Below are 18,950 nucleotides of genomic sequence, written 5' to 3' on the forward strand. Positions count from 1 at the left end.
CCGCCGCACCTCGCCTCTCCTCTTCCCTCCCTCCACCCTTCGAGCACCACGAAAGGGGTACCGCTGTGCGCCGTCACCGCCGGACCACCCGCCTCCTCCTCGCCGCGACCCTGCTCGCGACGCCCGCCCTCCTCGCCGGCTGCGGCGCGGACGACAAGACCCCCGCGGCCACCGACACCACCGGCGCCGACGCGCTGACCACCGCGGTGCTGCTGACCGACGACGACACCGTCTACAGCGACGGCGCCGACTGGTTCCGGACCGGGGCCGGCGAGGGCGACGGTCAGTCGGTCTTCAACCCGTGCGCCGAGCAGTCCCTGGCCGGCACGGGCGCCACCAGCGTCGTCCGCGCCGACTACGAGCTGCGCAACAGCGAGGCGGGTGCCCCCGAGGTCGGCGGCGACTCCCTGATCCAGGTCGTCGCCCGGTACGACGACGAGGCCGCCGCCACCCGGGCCTGGTCCCGCGTCAACGGCTGGCTGGAGGAGTGCGCGTCGCGACCGGCCGAGCTGCGCGACTACCGGGCGCTCCAGACCCGCAAGGTGGCCGTCGCGGGCACCGACGCGGTCATCACCGACGCCCACCTGGGGCCGGTCGCCGAGGAGGTCGACCCGTCGGGCGACGCGGTGTACATCATGGAGACGGGGGTGCTGCGCAAGGGCACCGAGCTCGTCGTGCTGACCTCGGTGATCGTCGGGCAGGACTACGACTTCGTCGGCGCCACGCCGGTCGAGCAGATGCTGCCGAAGGCGGCCGACCGGCTCTGAGCAGACGACGAAGGCCCGCCACCCCGAGGGGTGGCGGGCCTTCGCGTTGCTCCGTACGTCAGAGCGACTGCAGGATCTCCCGAGCCAGCGCGGCGGTCTCGGACGGCGTCTTGCCGACCTTGACGCCGACGGCCTCGAGCGCGTCCTTCTTCGCCTGGGCGGTGCCCGCGGAGCCCGACACGATGGCGCCGGCGTGGCCCATGGTCTTGCCCTCGGGGGCGGTGAAGCCCGCGACGTAGCCGACGACCGGCTTGGTGATGTTGGCCTTGATGTAGTCCGCGGCCCGCTCCTCGGCGTCGCCGCCGATCTCGCCGATCATCACGATCACCGACGTCTCCGGGTCCTCCTCGAAGGCCTGGAGGGCGTCGATGTGCGTGGTGCCGACGATCGGGTCGCCGCCGATGCCGATGGCGGTCGAGAAGCCGAAGTCCCGCAGCTCGTACATCATCTGGTAGGTCAGCGTGCCCGACTTGGAGACGAGACCGACCGGGCCCTTGCCCGCGATGGTGTGCGGCGTGATGCCGGCCAGCGACTCGCCCGGCGTGATGATGCCGGGGCAGTTGGGGCCGATCATCCGGGTGGACTTGCCCTGCAGGTACGACCAGACCTCGGCCGTGTCCTGCACCGGGACGCCCTCGGTGATGACGACGATCAGCGGCATCTCGGCGTCGATCGCCTCGATCGCGGCGTCCTTGGTGAACGCCGGCGGGACGAAGAGGACCGACACGTTGGCGCCGGTCTCCTTGATCGCCTCGGCGACCGTGCCGAAGACCGGGAGCTCGACGTCGGCGCCGCTGGCGTCCTTGTGCGAGACGGTCGTGCCGGCCTTGCGGGCGTTGACGCCACCGACGATCTGAGCGCCCGAGTCGAGCATCAGGGCGGTGTGCTTGGCACCCATGCCGCCGGTGATGCCCTGGACGATGATCTTGCTGTCCTTGTTGAGGTAGATGCTCATGTTCTCTGCTCCCCCGGCCTCAGGCGTTCGCCAGCTCGGCGGCCTTGTCGGCCGCGCCGTCCATGGTGTCGACCTGCGTCACGAGCGGGTGGTTCAGCTCGTTCAGGATCGCGCGGCCGGCCTCGACGTTGTTGCCGTCGAGACGGACGACGAGCGGCTTGGTGGCCTTGTCACCGAGGAGCTCGAGGGCGCCCTTGATGCCGTTGGCGACCTCGTCGCACGCGGTGATGCCACCGAAGACGTTCACGAAGACCGACTTGACCTGCTCGTCGTTCAGGATGACGTCGAGACCGTTGGCCATGACCTGCGCGTTGGCGCCGCCGCCGATGTCGAGGAAGTTGGCCGGCTTGACGCCGCCGTGGTTCTCGCCGGCGTACGCGACGACGTCGAGGGTGCTCATGACCAGACCCGCGCCGTTGCCGATGATGCCGACCTGGCCGTCGAGCTTGACGTAGTTGAGACCGAGGTCCTTGGCCTTCGCCTCGAGCGGGTCGGCCTCCTCACGGATCTCGAACTCCTCGTGCTCGGGGTGACGCACCTCGGAGGCGTTCTCGTCGAGCGAGACCTTGCCGTCGAGCGCCTCGAGCTTGTCACCGGCGAGGCGGGCGAGCGGGTTGACCTCGACGAGGGTCGCGTCCTCCTCGACGAAGACCTTGTAGAGGTCCTCGATCATCTTCACGGCCTGCTCGAAGACGGCCTCGGGGAACTTCGCCTCGGTGGCGATCTCCCGGGCCTTCGCCGCGTCGACGCCCTTGCCGGGGTCGATGCCGATCTTCTTCACGGCGTCGGGGTTGGTCTTGGCGACCTCCTCGATCTCCACACCGCCCTCGACCGACGCGATGCAGAGGTACTGCCGGTTGGACCGGTCCAGCAGGAAGGAGAAGTAGTACTCCTCCTCCGGCGGGGTCGCCGGGGTGACCAGGACGCGGTTGACCGTCAGGCCCTTGATCTCCATGCCGAGGATGTTGGACGCGTGCTCGAAGGCCTCGTCCGCCGTCTTCGCGAGCTTCACGCCACCGGCCTTGCCCCGGCCACCGGCCTTGACCTGCGCCTTGATGACGGTCACGCCGCCGATCTGCTCGGCCGCGGCCCGCGCCTCCTCGGCGGTCTCGACGACCGTCCCGAGGGTGGTGGCCACGCCGTGCTTCGCGAAGAGCTCCTTCGCTTGGTACTCCATCAGGTCCACTGATACGTCCTCACGTCTTGGTCAGAGGTTCGGTGCACGCAGCGGCACACCCCCGGGCACGATAGTCCTGACCCACGAGTAGGACGAGTCCAGGACGGACAAGGTGATGGGTGTCACGCGCCGCTCACGGCGGTTTGCCCGTTCGCCGGTCATCCCCAGGTTCCACCCGTACGATTTCGGAGGCGTCCCGGCATCGGCTATCGTCGGCACGCATGTTTCACCCGGCCGTCACCCGACGGCCACCTCGGTCGGAGCAACACTCGGACGCCTCGGTCGGCACCCCAGGGTCGGAACGGCCTGCACGATCGTCCACCAAGGAGTCAGCAGTCGATGGGTAACCACCGAGCGGATCACCGCGCCTCGCGCGCCCACTCGACCCCCGACTCCGGCTCCCCCAGCGGCGCTGCGTACGTCGGCAAGCGGGTCGCCCGGCGTCCCGAGATCGCCGCGGAGAAGCCCTCGGCGTACGTCGGCAAGCGCGTGGCGCGCCCCGCGACGCCCGCCCCGGTCGAGATCGCCCAGGTCGAGATCGCCCCCGTCGAGATCGCCACGATCGAGGCTCCCCGCCTCGACCGGGCCCCCACCGTCGAGCTCCCCGCCCTGCGCGACATCCCGCTCGCCGACCCGATGACGGACTCCTCCGCCGGGCTGCGCGCGGTCGCCCCGAGCGGCAAGCGGCGCGCCGTACGTCACGCTGGCTCGCGCGGACCGCTCTTCCGCGGCCTCCCGACCCTGCCCGTCGCCGTCGGCGTGGCCACCCTGGCCGTCGCCATCGGCGGCGTCGTCACCTCCGCGGACCCCCAGCTCGCCTCCGCCGGCGACCGGGTCAGCGCGGCCAACGCCCTGACCGGCTCCTTCGGCAACGCCGCCGTCGGCACCCGCAGCGAGACCGTCAGCCGCGACTCCGACCGCGACGCCCTCGCCCAGTCCGCCGGTACCGACCTCGTCGCCGAGGCCGAGCGCTCCGCCGAGGAGCGCACCAGCGCCCTCGGCAACCTCGCCCAGGCTGCCGAGAAGGAAGCCGCCGAGATCGCCCTCAACCGCTGGGTGCTCCCGGTCGACCCCTCGGTCTACCGCCTCACCGCCCGTTACGGCGAGTACGGCCTCTGGTCGAGCTACCACACCGGCCTCGACTTCGCGGCCCCCACCGGCACCCCGATCCGCGCCGTGACCAACGGCACGGTGACCTCGGCCAGCTTCGACGGCGCCTACGGCAACAAGACCGTGATCACCCTCGACGACGGCACCGAGCTCTGGTTCTGCCACCAGAGCGCCTTCGCGGTCTCGGCCGGCGACAAGGTCCGCGCCGGTGAGCTGATCGGCTACGTCGGCGGCACCGGTCACGTGACCGGCCCCCACCTGCACCTCGAGGTCCGCCCCGGCGGCGGCGACCCGGTCGACCCCGACGCGGCGCTGCGCCAGCACGGCGTCACTCCCTGACCTCACCTGACCGGACCTGACCTGACCGGCCGGTCCGCGGATTCCGTGGTTCGGCCCCCTCCCCGGCGCGGCTAGCCTCGCGAGCGTGACCGCGGACGACGACGACCTGCCGATCTTCCTGCCGCCGTTCGGGCTCGACGAGGTGCCCGGCTTCTGCGACCGCCTCGTCGCCCACCTCCTCGAGCACGAGCCGGAGGACGAGTTCAGCTTCGAGGGCGTCGACGGCGACGCGGCCCAGGGTGTCTGGATCCTGCCGATGGGCGGCTACGACCCGGGCGAGGACCCCACGGACGACCACGGCGACTACGCGCAGCGCGCGTCCACCTGGACCGAGGGCGTGCGCCGGGTCCTGCGCGAGGGGTGGGGCGCCCCGCAGCGGCGTACGCCGCGCCTGGTCGGCGAGGAGCAGGAGCCCGAGGGCATCCTCGACTACCTGATGGTGGCGGTCCGGATGCCCGAGGCCGAGCTGTGGGATCGCGGCGAGCTCTTCTGCGCGCTGATGACCGACTGGGACGGCGAGCCGGGCACGAGCATGCTGCGCCAGATCCTGCTGGTGCTGCCGCGGGAGTACGCGCTGGGCAGCATGAGCGCGCTCGTCGACGAGGACGACACCGTGCACGAGCTCCTCATGCTCGGCGAGCAGCCGCTCGAGCTGCGGCGGCGGGCCTGGCTGATGAGCGCGATGTTCGACGAGGGGGAGGTCCGGCTGCGCGACACCCCGGTCGCGGCGTCGCGGTTCGGCCTGCAGGCGCGCAACGGGACGACGACCGTCTGGATCTTCACCGACGACGGGCGGGCGCTGCTGCTCCTCCAGGACCCGAGCTGCGCGTTCGCCACGGACGCCCCGGCCCAGTTCCTCGAGGACCACGCCGAGCTCGCCGGCGAGGGCCCCGAGGGCCGCGAGAACGCGCTGGCCGAGGCGCTGGAGACGCTCGTGGCGCGCATGCTCGGCGGCGTACCGGACGACCTGCGCGACCTGGTCGCGGCCCGGGGCGAGAACGCCCGGGGTGAGGAGGCCGAGCAGCTCCTGGAGCTCCGGGTCCTCGGCGGGCGGCCGGTGCCGCTGATCTCCGGGGTCGCGTGGTTCGACGGCGCGCACTGGCACGTGCCGGGCAGCCTCACCGAGGTGGGGCACCAGAACGGCTTCGGCATGGACGACTTCGGGTTCAGCACGGCGCTGCGCCGGCCGTACCGGCTGGGTTCGGCGTTCTCGCTCGACGACTTCGCCGACCCGGGCACGAGTCGCCGGGAGCAGGTCGAGCAGGTCTTCGCCGCCTGTCCGTACGACGAGCAGCCCCGGCCCGGCGACGACGCCCGGCTCGGCTACGGCATCCGGCGCAGCGCGGGGCTCGACGAGCTCGTCGACCAGGTCGAGCGGGCGAGCGCGGCGTGGTGGGAGCAGGACCCGGCCACCGTCGCCTGGGGCGATCGCACCTTCTCGGTCGGCGGTCGTGAGCTCAGCGGCCGCGGGGACGCACGGACGCTGTCGGCCATCATCGCGACGAGCGAGCCGTGGACGGCCGACGCGCTCGAGGGCTGGTCCCAGCGGCTGATCGAGACGATGAGCGCACGCTGGGGCCCGGCGTCCGAGATGACCGTCCACGACCCGGACACCGGCGTGGTGCGCCGCAGCCCGGTGACCCGCGAGATGCGCGCCACGGGCCTGCCCACCGCGCCCCTGTGGTGGGTCGAGGGGAACGCGGTGCTCCTGCTGGCCGGTGTCCCTGACCCGAAGGCGGACTTCGGCACCCAACCGGTGGTGATCGTGCTGCTCGCTCGCGCCGACGCGGTGCTCGACGTCCTGCACGGCACCCGCCGGTGGGAGCTGCGCCACCGAACGCGGGTGATCAGCGAGCTCGCGGCGATCGCGGCCGTGGCACCTGACTCGGTGGCGCCGGAGCCGGTGCCGGCGCCGAGCGCCGCGCACCCGCTCGCCTGGGACGGCCCGCCGCTCGAGGGACTCGACCTCGTGCCCGACGCGGTGCGCGGCCGGCTGCGCGCCGGCGACCACTGGTGGGTCTGGCACTTCACCCACGACGGGCGCGGCCTGCTCCTGTCGTACCCCGTGGACGGCTCGCTCACGACGGGCTTCGCCGACCAGGCCGAGCTGTTCGCCGGCGTACCGGACGACCTGCTCTCGCTCGTCGCCGGGCGCGACCCGGCCGGGCTGTACGAGGTGGTGGCCGGCGAGGTGGACGGCGCGGCCACCACGCTGCCGGTGGCGCACGCGGTCCTCTGGTGCGACGACCTCGACTGGCGGGCCTCCGAGGGCATGCTGCGCCGGACCCGCGCCGCGCTGCTCGCCGAGGACGCCCCGAGCCCGCTGGCGATCCTCCACTCCGAGGCGATCGGCGTACCGCAGCTCCAGTGGGTCGTCCGGGCCGGCGAGCCCGAGCGGCGTACGGCCGACGAGCTGGCCGACGTGCGCTACGCGAGCCACGTCCTCGACCGCCCGGTCGACCCCGCCGAGGGGCAGCGGGCCATCGCCGCCCTCGACACCTGCCACCGCCGGGCGCTGACCGGCTCGCTCAACGAGCTGCTCGACGTGATCGTGGACTCACCGGACGGCCGGTACCTGCTCGACGCGGCGCTCAGCAACCCGGTGCCGCGCCACCGCCGCGAGATCGCCGGCTGGCTGCTCCAGCAGCGGCTCGACGCGTCGGTCCAGCTCTCGTTCCTCACCCCGGTCAACGTGCTCCTCGAGAACCCGACCCTCGACGGCGACGACGCGCCCCTGCTGCACCGGCTGCTCCTGGCCGGTGCGACACCGGGCCCGGGCCTGACCGGCAGCGTCTCCGGGGTCGACCCGTTCGACCAGCTGGCCCGCCGTGGCCTGGACCCGGCCGATCGCGAGCCGCTGGAGGCCGTGCTCCGCGCGGCGTACCGCGGCGAGGACCGGGACGCGGTCGAGCCGGTCGAGCCGGTCGAGGCGTCCGGCACTCCCCTGGTGTTCACCGACCTCAACCTCAAGCTCGCCGTGATCGACGAGCTGATGTACCAGCAGGGGATCCTCGAGCCGCGGTTCTCCCTCACCGCGTTCGTGCAGTCGTATGCCGACCGCTCCATCGACCTCGCCACCGAGGGCGCGGCACCGATCCCCGAGGTCCTCGCGTGGTTCGCACGGCTCCCGATCGACGCGGCACTGGCCGCGCAGGTGCGCGACCTCGTGGTGGACGCGGGCAACGAGATCTACCAGGAGATCGCACCCCAGTGGGACGGCGAGGACGACGCCTTCGACATCGGCTCCTGGGACGACCTCGACCTGCTCCCCCACCTCGCGAGCATCGACTTCATCTCCCTCACGCCCGACGCCGCGACGCTCCGGTCGCTGCGCGAGCGCGGCCTGGAGATCGACGACTGATGGCCGGCGCACCGAGCTCGGCGAGCGGCACCGTCGACCTCACCCGTGCCGCGCCGGCCGCCGCGGCCGACGAGGTCGCGCCGCGCGAGCGCCCGGCGATCGGCGTGTTCGACGACGGCATCCTCATCGCCACCCGCGACGCCCACCTGTACGACCCCGCGATCCTGCACCGGCGCTACCACCGGTTCACCGACTGGCCCGATCTCCGGCTGCTGACGGCGCTGTCCGCGAACGACATGTTCGCCTACGGGCACTGGACGCGCGCCGCCCTCACCCGGCGGTTCTCGGTCAACGCCACGGCCGGGGTCTGGCTCGACGACGGTACGCCGGACGCGTTCGAGGGCGGTCGCCCGATCTCCGCGGACCGGTGGCTCGACCTGTGCAACGGCGCGCTCGCCACGATCCTCCGGCTCTCCGGGGACCTGGGCCCGGCGCTGCCGGACGCCGTCGCCTGGGAGGACGTGGAGCTCCACGTCTTCGAGCGGGCAGATCGCTAGGCGGCCGCAGATGACGAAGCGCACAGGCCACGACCAGGCCGAGCAGCCGCTGGAGTTCCTCGTGGTGGCCCGCACCGGTCCCGGCCCGTACCCGCACCCGGTCGAGGTCGCCCTGCACCCGGACGGGGCCGCGTCCCGGGTCTCCTTCTCCATCGGTCCGCACGCGGCCAACGCCGGCGGTCAGGTGCCGCTGACCGACGTGCTCGACGACGACCGCACCGGCCTCGACCCGCGGTTCGCGACCGAGTTCGACGCGGCCGACCTGCACTGGCTGGTGCCCTACCTGGTCCGGCTGCACGCCGGCGAGGACACGACCGACGAGATCGTCGCGGCCTACCGCGAGCGGCACGGCAAGACGCCGCGCAGCCTGCTCCAGGTGCGGTTCGGGGAGCGCTAGAGCTTCTCGACCGGCGCGTACCGCAGCAGCAGCCGCTTCACCCCGTCCGACCCGAAGTCGATCGACGCGACCGACTTCTCCGCGGCGCCCTCGACCGACACCACGGTGCCGAGGCCGAAGGAGTCGTGGGTGACCTTGTCGCCGGGGGCGAGGACGGGGATGGGGCGCGAGGGCTTGGACTTGGCGGCGGCGTCGGCGCGGGCGGCGGCCGAGCTGAAGTTGCGGCGGCCGGCGGCGGTGGGGGCGCCGAGGCGCTGGCTGCCGCCCTGGTCGCCGCCACCCGACCCGTACCCGTCGTACGACGGCCGCGACCACCGCGTCTGGTCGGCCTCGGTACGGCGCCAGTCGACGAGGTCGATGGGCAGCTCGTTGAGGAAGCGGGAGCCGGGGTTGTGGGCCGGCGCGCCCCAGGCCGAGCGGACGACGGCGCGCGAGATGTAGAGGCGCTGGCGGGCGCGGGTGATGCCGACGTACGCCAGGCGGCGCTCCTCCTCGAGCTCGGGGCGGTCGCCCAGGGCCCGGGAGTGGGGGAAGACGCCGTCCTCCATGCCGGTGAGGAAGACGACCGGGAACTCCAGGCCCTTGGCCGTGTGGAGGGTCATGAGGGTGACCACGCCCTGGTCCGGCGGGGCGTCGGGGTCGTCCTCGGGGGCGTCGGGGATCTGGTCGGAGTCGGCGACGAGGGCGACCCGCTCGAGGAAGTCGGCCAGGCCGGGCTCGACGGTGCCGGCGTCGACGTCGGCGGGGTCGGCGGAGGGACCGGCGACGGGGTCCTCGGCGAACTCGCGGGCCACGGCGACGAGCTCGCCGAGGTTCTCGACGCGGGTGGCGTCCTGGGGGTCGTCGGAGCCCTCGAGGCTGGCGAGGTAGCCGGAGCGGTCGAGGACGGTCTCCAGGATGACGTCGGGGCGCTCCCCCGCGGCGACCATCTGCTGGAGGTCCTGCACGAGGCTGACGAAGCCCTCGATGTTGGTCTGGCTGCGGGTGGCCAGGCCGGGGGCCTCGCCGGCGCGCTGCAGCGCCTCCCAGAAGGTCAGCCGGTCGCGCTCGGCGAACATCGTGATCGCGAGGACCGCGCGGTCGCCGATGCCGCGCTTGGGGGTGTTGAGGATGCGGCGCAGCGAGACCTGGTCGTCGGGGTTGACCAGCATCCGCAGGTACGCCAGGGCGTCGCGGATCTCGCGGCGCTCGTAGAACCGCACGCCCCCGACGACCTTGTAGGGCAGGCCGGTACGGATGAAGATCTCCTCGAACACGCGCGACTGCGCGTTGGTCCGGTAGAAGACCGCGACGTCGGAGGGCTTGACGCCCTTGTCGGTCAGCTCGTCGATCTCGGTCGAGACGAACCGGGCCTCGTCGTGCTCGGTGTCGGCGACGTAGCCGACGATCTTGTCGCCGTCGCCCGCGTCGGACCACAGCCGCTTGGGCTTGCGGCTCTCGTTGCGCTCGATCACCGCGTTGGCGGCGGTGAGGATCGTCTGGGTGGAGCGGTAGTTCTGCTCCAGCAGGATCGTGCGCGCGTCGGGGAAGTCCTTCTCGAAGTCCATGATGTTGCGGATGTCGGCGCCCCGGAAGGCGTAGATCGACTGGTCCGCGTCACCGACCACCATCAGCTCGGCCGGCGGCACCCGGTCGGCGGGCAGGCCGTCGAGGGTGGTCTCGTCGTGCTCCTCGAGCTGCTGGCCGCAGAGCTGGTGGATCAGGGAGTACTGCGCGTGGTTGGTGTCCTGGTACTCGTCGACCAGCACGTGCCGGAACCGGCGCCGGTAGGTCTCGCGGATCTCGGGCTTGAGCTGGAAGAGCCGCACCGTCTCCATGATGAGGTCGTCGAAGTCGAAGGCGTTGGCCTCGCGCAGCCGCCGCTGGTAGGCCTTGTACGCCGTCGCGTAGGCCTCGTCGACGGAGTTGCGGACCTCGGCGGCGACCTCGTCCGGATCGCGCAGCTCGTTCTTGTGGTTGCTGATCCAGTGCAGGATCGGGCCCGGCTGGAAGCGCCGCGGGTCGAGCTCGAGGTCGCTGCAGACGAGCTGGATGAGCCGCTTCTGGTCCTGGGCGTCGTAGATGGAGAAGTTCGACTTCACCCGCTCGTAGCCGAGGTGCTCGACCTCCTTGCGCAGGATCCGCACGCACGCCGAGTGGAAGGTGCTCACCCACATCAGGCGGGCGCGGTTGCCGACGAGCTCGGAGACGCGCTCCTTCATCTCGGCCGCGGCCTTGTTGGTGAAGGTGATCGCCAGGATCGAGCCCGGGTGGGCCTTGCGGACCGCGATGGTCCAGGCGATCCGGCGGGTCAGCACCCGGGTCTTGCCCGAGCCGGCGCCGGCGACGACGAGCAGGGGCACGCCCTCGTGCTTCACCGCCTCGCGCTGAGGGTCGTTGAGGCCCTCGAGGAGCTGGTCTGCGGTGAGGGCCGGAGGCGTCGTAGTCATGCTCCGACCAGCCTACGGCGCCGTACCGACGATCGTGCGGCCGGTGGCGCCGCGCGGCGTCAGCTGTGGACGGGCGACCAGAGGACGGCGACGCAGACGTCGGCCACGGCGAGCACGAGCAGCCCGGCCCACAGGCCGTTGGGGATCTTGGCCTTGCGCATGTTGGCCATCACCAGGACCAGCAGGATCAGGCCGATGACGAGCTTGACCGCGATCTTGGCGTGGTTGACGGTGACCCCGTCGGTGCCCTCGAGGACGCCGACGAGCAGCAGGCCGGCCAGGAAGGCGGTGCCGACGCCGTCGCGCATCACGCCGGTGACCTTCTTGTCACCGGGCCCGGCCTGCGCCAGCAGCCCACCGATCAGCGCGGCGAAGCCGAGGATGTGGAGGATGAGCAGGATCAGGCGCAGGGTCTCCATGGGCGCACCCTATCCAGTCGGGGGCCCCGCTCAGCGACCGGTCGCGGTGAAGTGCTGGTAGTCCTTCAGCGAGCTCCACGAACCGCCCCAGCTCCACCCGATCCGGGCGAACTCGCGCACCACCAGGTCGCCGGCGTGGATGATGCCCGGCTGGGTCCGGCTCCGGTCGAGGTACGCCGACGCGCGCTCGGGCAGCACGACGTCCCCCTGGTGGTACGGGTTGAGGAACGGGTTCAGGTCGAGCGCCAGGCCGTAGGCGTGCGCCGACCAGGACGCCGCCCCGCGGGTCGCCCGGCAGACCAGGGCCGCGGTGTCGTTGCCGTCGCCGGTCGGCGGCGCCTCGACGTCGGCGGTCGTGGGCAGTCGCATCTCCTCGATCGGGTAGTCCGCCGCGAACAGCGCCCGGAACACCGAGACCACCGGGGCGGCCTGGTCCTCGGCCAGCACCAGCTCGCCGGTGTGCGCCGCGCCGTCGAAGCCGCGGAACGAGACGGTGACGTAGGCCAGGTCGTCGAGCCCGACCGGGCAGGCGGGTGACCAGGTCTCGCCCATGCGCTGCCGGATGGCCGGCGTGACCGGTCCGATCGAGGAGTGGAAGCGGCCGTCGGCCGGCGGCGGGAGCAGGTCTGCGGTCGGGTAGCGCCGGTGCCGCAGCGGCTTCGGGGTGGGCCGGATCTCGCCGAAGCCCTGGGCCGTGCGGGGCAGGACGTGGACGCCCAGCTCCCAGTCGGAGTACGCCGGCGCAGCCGGCCCGGTGGGCGTGGGGGCAGGCGTGGGGGCAGGCGTGGGGGCAGGCGTGGGTGTGGGCGTGGGTGTGGGCGTCGCGCTGGGCGGCGGAGCGGGAGCGGGGGCCGGCGCGGGGGTCTCGGCGCAGGCGCCGAGCAGCAGGACCGCGACGAGGAGCGCGGCCCGTCGCCTCACAGCAGCCGCCGGTCCGAGGCCCATCGGGTCAGCTCGTGGCGCGAGGAGAGCTGGAGCTTGCGCAGCACCGACGACATGTGGGTCTCGACGGTCTTGATGGAGATGAAGAGCTCCTTGGCGACCTCCTTGTAGGAGTAGCCGCGGGCGATGAGCCGCATCACCTCGCGCTCGCGCTCGGTGAGCCGGTCGAGGTCCTCGTCGACGCTGGCCAGGTCGGCGGAGATCCCGGCGCCGGCGAAGGCGTCGAGGACGAAGCCGGCCAGGCGCGGGGAGAACACGGCGTCCCCGTCGGAGACCCGGGCGATCGCGTCGACCAGCTCGGGGCCGGTGATGGTCTTGGTGACGTAGCCGCGGGCGCCGCCGCGGATGGTGCCGATGACGTCCTCGGCGGCGTCGGAGACCGACAGCGCGAGGAAGCGCACCTCGGAGTCGTTGACCCGGCGGATCACCTCGACGCCACCGCCTCCGGGCAGGTGCACGTCGAGCAGGACGACGTCCGGGCGGTGCGTGGTGACCGCGGCGACGGCCTCGTCGACGTCGGCGGCCTCGGCCACGACCTCGACCCGGCCCGCGCCGGTCGACCCGAGCTCGGCGCTGACGCCGCGGCGGAACATGGCGTGGTCGTCGACGACGACGACGCGCACCGGCTCACTCATTGCTCTCCTTGGGGGTGTGGTCGAGGTGCAGGCGCACCTCGGTGCCCTCGCCGGGCGCGGAGCGGATCTCGGCGCGGCCGCCGTGGCGCTCCATGCGGTCGATGATGCTGCGCCGTACGCCGAGCCGGTCCTCCGGGGTCGCCTCCGGGTCGAAGCCGGCGCCGCGGTCGCGGACGAAGACGTCGATCCCGGCGGGCGTGATCTCGGCGTAGACGTCGACCCGCGGGACGCCGGCGTGCTTGGCGGCGTTGGTGGTCGCCTCGCGGGCGGCCTGGACGATCGGGCGGGCGTGCTCGCTGAAGTCGCAGTCGCCGACCGCGACGACGTCGACGGTGATGCCGTAGGCGTCCTCGATCTCGGCGGCGGCGGCGCGCAGCGCGCTGGCGACGCTGGTCTCGTCGATCGACTCCCCGGCGTAGAGCCAGGCGCGCAGGTCGCGCTCCTGGGCGCGGGCCAGGCGGGCGGCGTCGGCGGGGTTCTTCTGGATCAGGGCGAGGGTCTGGAGCACCGAGTCGTGCAGGTGGGCGGCGACGTCGGCGCGCTCCTGGGTGCGGACCCGCTCCTCGCGCTCGGTGCTCAGGTCGGCCATCAGCCGGTAGACGAACGGGCCGAGGACGATCACCAGACCGACCAGGCCCAGCAGGACGGCGAGGGTCGCGTCGCGGGCCACGGCGAGCGAGGCGTCGCGGAGCACGAAGAGCACGAGCGCGACCACGACCAGGCCGACGCCGGCCGCGATCCGGGCCCAGGCGGCCCAACCGCCGCCTCCGACGACCACCCGGGCCGGGTCGATCCGGCCGGTCGCGTCGAGCCAGCGCTCGCGCTGGGCCTCGTCGGCCTGGCGCCAGAGCAGGGCGACGCCGACGACGGCGATCGCGAGCGGCCAGATCCACCAGCCGGTCCCGAGCACGGCGCCGGTCGCGAAGACCAGGCCGACACCGAGCACGGCGAGCGTGACGACCGGTCCGATGTCGGAGAACCGGCGGCCCCGGCGGCCGGGACGGCGCCCGCCGCGCAGCGCGCTCTCGAGGCCGGGCGCGAGCACCTCGGGCGGGGGGCCGGCGGGCATCAGCACCCACAGGGCGGCGTACGCCATGACGCCGGCGCCGCCCATGAACGTGGCCACCACGAAAGCGGCCCGGACGAACAGCACCGAGACGCCCAGGTGCGCCGCCAGGCCGGCCGCGACACCGCCGATCATCGGCTCGCGCAGGTCGCGCCAGGCGCGGCGGACGTCGCGCGCCGGGGCGGGGGCCGGCACCGGGGGTGCGGGCATGCTGGCAGTGCTGCTCATGATGCCTCCATCGTCACACAGCGGGTGGCGCACCAGCAGGGGGAAGCACCCTGACCCGACCCTGACCCGGCCCCCGGGGTGATGGGCGAGGATCAGGGCGGTCCCCGATGGTGTGGACCGTCCCGAACCACCAGGCTGGAGCACATGAACGCACCGACCGACACCGCATCCGGGCCCACCGGCCCGAACGGCGAGCCCCGCGAACCGCGCGAACCCGGCGACACCGGACCGCGCGTGACCCGCGACGAGGTCCGGGACCTGGCCCGGCTGCGCCGCAGCCGCGACGACCGCAAGGTGGCCGGCGTGGCCGCCGGCGTGGCCCGGCACCTCGACATCGACCCGCTGCTGGTGCGCGTGGCGTTCGTGGTCCTCACGTTCTTCGGTGGCGGCGGCCTCATCCTGTACGCCGTCGGCTGGCTCCTGGTCCCCGAGGAGGGCACCGAGGACACGGTGATCCGCCTCGACGAGGGCGTGCGCACGGCGGCCCTCGTGGTGGCCGGCGTGGTCGCGGTCGCCGCCGTCATCGGCGACACCGTCGGCGGACCGGACTTCCCCTGGCCCCTGATGGCGGCCGGCCTGGTGCTCATCGTGGTGCTCGGCGGGCGCAACGCCGCCAAGTCCGGGCGCACCCACCCCTGGCTGCGCACCGGACCGCCGGTGCCGCCGCCGCCCCCGCCGGCCCCGGGGACGGCCGGCTACCCGGCGACCTACTCGTCGTACCGGCCGACGCCGCCGCCCCCGCCGCGGCGCCCGGCGAACCCCCGCAAGCGCGGCCCGCTGCTCTTCCCCTTCACCTTCGCGCTCACCGCGCTCGCGGTCGGGATCGTCGCCACGATCGACCTGGCCGGCGCGGACGTGCTGCCGTCGGTCTACCCGGCCACCGTGCTCGGCGTCGTCGGCGTGATGCTCCTCGTGGGCGCCTTCTACGGCCGGGCGGGCGGACTCATCCTGATCGGGCTGGTCGCCGCCGTCGCCACGGCCGCCACCGCCACCGTCGACCGGCTCGAGATGGGCCAGACCAAGCCCCCGATCACCGAGTCGTCGCAGCTGAAGTCGTCCTACGAGCTCGGGGTCGGTGAGATCGTCATCGACCTGCGCAAGGTCACCGACCTCGAGAACCTCGACGGTCGGACCCTCGACCTCGACCTGGACGTCGGCCACATCGAGGTGATCGTGCCCAAGGAGGGCCTGACCATCGAGGCCACCGGCGACGTGGACGCCGGCGAGGTGCTCATGTTCGGCAAGAACCAGGGCAACGAGGGCCGCGGCGGCCACCTGACCCGCCCCGACGACCCCACCCTGACCGTGGACGCTCAGCTCAAGCTGGGCCAGATCGAGTTCCGGAGCGCAGCATGAGCATCTTCGACGAGCAGCCGGGCGAGCCCGCCACCGAGCCGATCACCGCGGAGCCCGCCGCGCCGCGCCGCTCCGGCTGGCACCCGGTCAACACCGGTCACCTGGTGATGGGGGTCGCGTTCGTCGGCCTGGTCGGCGTGTGGGCGCTGGTGGCCAGCGAGACGGTCAAGATCGCCGACACGGGCTGGATCCTCTCGCTGCCCTGGCTCGCCGCCGGTGCGGCCGGCCTGGTCGCCACCGTCCTGCGCGGGCGCCGGCACCCGGACGACCCGGACCCCGGCGGCTACGACTACGACAACCATTACGACCACCACGGCTACGGCACCCGGGTCCAGGGCTGGCAGTAGCCGCGAGCCCGACCGGGCAGGATGGCGCCATGAGCGCCGCCCCTCCCGAGCACCCCGAGCTCCCGCAGCTCCCCGGTCTGACCTCGCTGCCCGCCCTGGAGCGACCGGACCTCGTCGCGGCCCCCGTCGCCGCCGCCCTCGCCGCCTGGCCGGGGGCGGCGGCGATCGCCGTGGTCGAGATCGACCCGGACCTGGCCGACACGGCGGCGATGAGCGCCGCCTATGACGTACCGATGGCGGCGGGCGCCAACTGCGTCCTCGTCGCCGGCAAGCGCGAGGGCGAGGAGCGGGTCGCGGCGTGCCTGGTCCGGGCCGACACCCGGGCCGACGTCAACCACACGGTCAAGCGGCTGCTCGACGTGCGCAAGCCGTCGTTCCTGCCGCTGGAGCGGGCGGTCGCCGACTCCGGCATGGAGTACGGCGGGATCACCCCCGTCGGGCTGCCGTCCGGCTGGCGGCTGCTGGTCGACGCGCGGGTCCCGGAGATGGCGCTGGCCGTGATCGGCTCGGGGCTGCGCCGCTCCAAGCTCCTCGTGCCGGGGCACCTGTTCGCGCAGGCCCCCGGGGCCGAGGTCGTCGACGGTCTGGCCGGCTGACCACCGGCTGACAACCTTCCGGCACCCCCACCCGCTTCTGGTGGGTGAGAGGAGTGCCGATGGAGCGAACGGTGGTGGAGGACCCGATGGCCCACGACGCGGTGGTCCGTGCGGACGACGAGGGCGCGTTCGACGCGTTCGTCGTGGCCCGCGGCGACGCGCTGTGGCGCTCGGCGTGGCTGCTGACGACCGATCACCAGCTCGCCGAGGACCTGGTCCAGACGGCGCTGGCGAAGTCCTGGCGGGCCTGGTCCCGGGTGGGGCCCGACGGCTTCGAGGCCTACGTGCGGCGGGTCATGTACACCACCTACGTCTCCTGGTGGCGCCGCAAGTGGCGTGCCGAGCGACCGACCGAGCACCTGCCCGAGCGGGCCGCGGCGAGCGAGGACCGGGACGCGCGCAACGACCTGGTCTCCGCGCTCGGGCGGCTGCCGCGCGGGCAGCGGGCGGTCGTGGTCCTGCGCTACTTCGAGGACCTCACCGAGCAGCAGACCGCCGCCGCCCTCGGGATCGGCGTCGGCACGGTCAAGAGCCAGTGCTCGCGAGCCCTGACGACCCTGCGCTCCTCTCCCCACCTACGACGAGAGGAGCCCGGCGATGAATGACGAGACCGAGCAGGACCGGCTGCGCGACGGGCTGGCCGAGGCCGTGCCCTCCCCGCCTCCGGCACCCGGACGAGCGGACGGCGCCCGGCGGATCGCCCGCCGCGCCCGGCGCACGACCGTCCTCGTCGCGGGCGGCAGCGCCGCGGCCGTGCTGGCGGTGGCCGGCGTGGTCGCCGTGGTGAACGGCGGGTCCGGTCCCGAGCGCGGCGCGGACCGCGTGGCGGCCTCGCCGCTGGACGCCCCCGCCTGCCCGGCCCAGCCCGTCGACGCCCGGACCCAGGACGGGCCCGGCGAGGTCCCCGACGGCGCCACCTCGGTCCGCCTCTGCCCCGGCGGCGGTACGCCGGTCGCGGTCCCCCGCGACGCCCTCGTGACCGACGTCGACGACCTGGCCGCGACGATCAACGGACTCGCGGAGCAGCCGGCCGACGCCGCGTGCACGCTCGAGCTCGGGCCCGGCTTCCAGCTCGCGTTCGCCTACCCGGACGGGTCGACCGTGGTCGCCGACGCGGGGCTCTACGGCTGCCGCGAGGTCGCCGTCGGCGGCGTCGTGCGGGTCGGCTCGCAGGAGGTGTGGGACCGGTTCGGCACCCTGCTGCGGGCCCAGCGCGAGCGGCTGGCTCCCCCGTCCGCCCCCGACGCGGCCGCGCTCACCTGCGTCGACAAGACGCCCGACCAGCGGTCCGGCCCGGGCGTCGCCCGGGCCGAGGACCTCGCCGTCGCGGTGCTCTGCGTCGGTAGCGGCCGGGCCGCGATCCCGGCCGACGACCTCGCCGTGCTCCGCACCGACATGGCCGCCTTCACGGGCGCCCCGCCCGACGTCTACCGCGGCTGCCCGCCGCCGCACGTCCGGATCGTCGGGCTCAGCGCCTGGGACGACCCGATCGAGATCACGGCCGAGTGCGCCGACGGCCCCTACCTGGTCGACCCGATGACCGGATCGGTGTGGCAGCCGGGCAAGGCTGCCGCACCGATCGTGGACCGACTGGTCAGTGAGGCGCGTCGAGGCCGGTGACCCGGATGCCGGAGTGCGTCTTGTACTTGCGGTTGATCGAGATCAGCACCGCGGTGAACGGCTCCAGCACCCGCGCGAGACGGAGCTTGCCGCCGTCGATGCCGGGACGGCCGGTGACCGAGGCGGCCAGGTCGATCGCGACCTGCTTGCCCTCGACGGAGTCGCCGACCACGATGACGTCCTCGTCGAGGAAGTCATCGGCGCCCCACAGGGCGGGGGCGGCGACGTTGTGGAAGGCGCCGACCACGGTGGCCTCGGGCGCGATGCGGGCCGCGGACTCCGCGGCGGAGCCCTCGCCGGCGTCGATGACCTGACCGTGCGCGCCGCGCTTGTCGAAGGCCAGCGGGTTGACGCACGAGATCACGGTCTTGCCCGCGAGCGCCTCGGCCAGGGAGGTGACGAGGTCGTCGTGGCCGTCGTAGGGCACCGCGAGCAGGACGACGTCGGCGGCGGCGATGGCGTCGGCGTTGGCCGCGCCGCGGGCGGTCCCGGCACCGGGCAGGCCGGTGAGCCGCTCGCTGACCTCGGCGGCGACGGTCTCGGCCTTCTCGGCGGCCCGGGAGCCGAGCACGATGTCGTGGCCGTGGCGGGCGAAGCGGTAGCCCAGGCCCTTGCCCTGCGGGCCGGTCCCGCCGATCACGGCGACGGTGTAGCGGGGCGTCTCGGCAGAAGAGTTCTCGGAAGTCACGTGTCTCCTCCTATCACGTCG

At 73.5% G+C, this 18,950-nt stretch carries 18 protein-coding genes; 10 read left to right on the forward strand and 8 right to left on the reverse strand.

What is annotated here, in order from left to right; genetic code table 11:
- The first annotated feature begins 65 nt into the window (after positions 1-65).
- A complete protein-coding gene (locus CCO04_RS23625; RefSeq protein WP_215816598.1) occupies positions 66-767 on the forward strand; it encodes a hypothetical protein in 702 nt (233 codons plus the stop codon).
- Between the two features lie 58 nt (positions 768-825).
- Here CCO04_RS23625 and sucD read toward each other — a convergent pair whose 3' ends face one another.
- Positions 826-1,722 (reverse strand): succinate--CoA ligase subunit alpha, encoded by an 897-nt coding sequence (gene sucD, locus CCO04_RS23630; protein ID WP_215816599.1) that lies wholly within the window; start codon positions 1,720-1,722, stop codon positions 826-828.
- A 19-nt stretch (positions 1,723-1,741) separates the two neighbouring features.
- On the reverse strand, positions 1,742-2,908 hold the full coding sequence (sucC, locus tag CCO04_RS23635) for an ADP-forming succinate--CoA ligase subunit beta (protein WP_215816600.1): 1,167 nt from the start codon (positions 2,906-2,908) through the stop codon (positions 1,742-1,744).
- 330 nt (positions 2,909-3,238) lie between these two features.
- Between sucC and CCO04_RS23640 the strand changes: the two genes are divergently transcribed.
- The 4 genes from CCO04_RS23640 to CCO04_RS23655 all read left to right on the forward strand — a co-directional run bounded on the left by CCO04_RS23640 (position 3,239) and on the right by CCO04_RS23655 (position 8,603).
- Complete coding sequence (locus CCO04_RS23640) at positions 3,239-4,348, forward strand: peptidoglycan DD-metalloendopeptidase family protein (RefSeq protein WP_215816601.1); 1,110 nt, start codon at positions 3,239-3,241, stop codon at positions 4,346-4,348.
- Positions 4,349-4,433: 85 nt separating this feature from the next.
- Complete coding sequence (locus tag CCO04_RS23645; protein ID WP_215816602.1) at positions 4,434-7,709, forward strand: hypothetical protein; 3,276 nt, start codon at positions 4,434-4,436, stop codon at positions 7,707-7,709.
- Positions 7,709-8,206 (forward strand): hypothetical protein, encoded by a 498-nt coding sequence (locus tag CCO04_RS23650; protein WP_215816603.1) that lies wholly within the window; start codon positions 7,709-7,711, stop codon positions 8,204-8,206. The genes CCO04_RS23645 and CCO04_RS23650 overlap by 1 nt, the downstream gene beginning before the upstream one ends.
- A gap of 10 nt (positions 8,207-8,216) precedes the next feature.
- Entirely contained in the window at positions 8,217-8,603 is a 387-nt protein-coding gene (locus tag CCO04_RS23655; RefSeq protein ID WP_215816604.1) for a hypothetical protein, read from the forward strand.
- Here CCO04_RS23655 and pcrA read toward each other — a convergent pair.
- Genes pcrA through CCO04_RS23680 form a run of 5 tightly spaced genes read right to left on the reverse strand, consistent with a single transcriptional unit; the run spans position 8,600 to position 14,322 of the window.
- Positions 8,600-11,032, reverse strand: coding sequence for a DNA helicase PcrA (gene pcrA, locus CCO04_RS23660; RefSeq protein WP_215816605.1), 2,433 nt, complete (start codon positions 11,030-11,032; stop codon positions 8,600-8,602). The genes CCO04_RS23655 and pcrA overlap by 4 nt on opposite strands.
- 59 nt (positions 11,033-11,091) lie before the next feature.
- Complete coding sequence (locus tag CCO04_RS23665; RefSeq protein ID WP_215816606.1) at positions 11,092-11,451, reverse strand: hypothetical protein; 360 nt, start codon at positions 11,449-11,451, stop codon at positions 11,092-11,094.
- Between the two features lie 30 nt (positions 11,452-11,481).
- Entirely contained in the window at positions 11,482-12,372 is an 891-nt protein-coding gene (locus CCO04_RS29980; protein ID WP_215816607.1) for a M15 family metallopeptidase, read from the reverse strand.
- Positions 12,369-13,028, reverse strand: coding sequence for a response regulator transcription factor (locus tag CCO04_RS23675; RefSeq protein ID WP_215816608.1), 660 nt, complete (start codon positions 13,026-13,028; stop codon positions 12,369-12,371). The genes CCO04_RS29980 and CCO04_RS23675 overlap by 4 nt, the downstream gene beginning before the upstream one ends.
- On the reverse strand, positions 13,021-14,322 hold the full coding sequence (locus tag CCO04_RS23680) for an ATP-binding protein (protein WP_215816609.1): 1,302 nt from the start codon (positions 14,320-14,322) through the stop codon (positions 13,021-13,023). The genes CCO04_RS23675 and CCO04_RS23680 overlap by 8 nt, the downstream gene beginning before the upstream one ends.
- Positions 14,323-14,466: 144 nt before the next feature.
- Here CCO04_RS23680 and CCO04_RS23685 point away from each other — a divergent pair, with 144 nt between their 5' ends.
- The 5 genes from CCO04_RS23685 to CCO04_RS23705 are packed head-to-tail and all read left to right on the forward strand — an operon-like array spanning position 14,467 to position 18,241.
- Entirely contained in the window at positions 14,467-15,678 is a 1,212-nt protein-coding gene (locus CCO04_RS23685; RefSeq protein ID WP_215816610.1) for a PspC domain-containing protein, read from the forward strand.
- Complete coding sequence (locus tag CCO04_RS23690; RefSeq protein WP_215816611.1) at positions 15,675-16,025, forward strand: hypothetical protein; 351 nt, start codon at positions 15,675-15,677, stop codon at positions 16,023-16,025. Before CCO04_RS23685 ends, CCO04_RS23690 begins: the two co-directional genes overlap by 4 nt.
- Before the next feature lie 29 nt (positions 16,026-16,054).
- Positions 16,055-16,621 carry a YbaK/EbsC family protein gene (locus CCO04_RS23695; protein ID WP_215816612.1) on the forward strand — a complete coding sequence of 189 codons (567 nt, stop codon included), beginning with the start codon at positions 16,055-16,057 and terminating at the stop codon, positions 16,619-16,621.
- Positions 16,622-16,680: 59 nt separating this feature from the next.
- Positions 16,681-17,226, forward strand: a complete 546-nt coding sequence (locus tag CCO04_RS23700; protein ID WP_252373730.1) for a SigE family RNA polymerase sigma factor — start codon at positions 16,681-16,683, stop codon at positions 17,224-17,226.
- Positions 17,219-18,241 carry a hypothetical protein gene (locus CCO04_RS23705; protein ID WP_215816613.1) on the forward strand — a complete coding sequence of 341 codons (1,023 nt, stop codon included), beginning with the start codon at positions 17,219-17,221 and terminating at the stop codon, positions 18,239-18,241. The genes CCO04_RS23700 and CCO04_RS23705 overlap by 8 nt, the downstream gene beginning before the upstream one ends.
- On the opposite strand, the gene npdG is transcribed toward CCO04_RS23705, so the two are convergent.
- A complete protein-coding gene (npdG, locus tag CCO04_RS23710; RefSeq protein ID WP_215816614.1) occupies positions 18,216-18,929 on the reverse strand; it encodes an NADPH-dependent F420 reductase in 714 nt (237 codons plus the stop codon). The genes CCO04_RS23705 and npdG overlap by 26 nt on opposite strands.
- Between the last annotated feature and the right edge of the window lie 21 nt (positions 18,930-18,950).

The organism is Pimelobacter sp. 30-1 (assembly GCF_018831735.1).
Taxonomy (GTDB): domain Bacteria; phylum Actinomycetota; class Actinomycetes; order Propionibacteriales; family Nocardioidaceae; genus Nocardioides.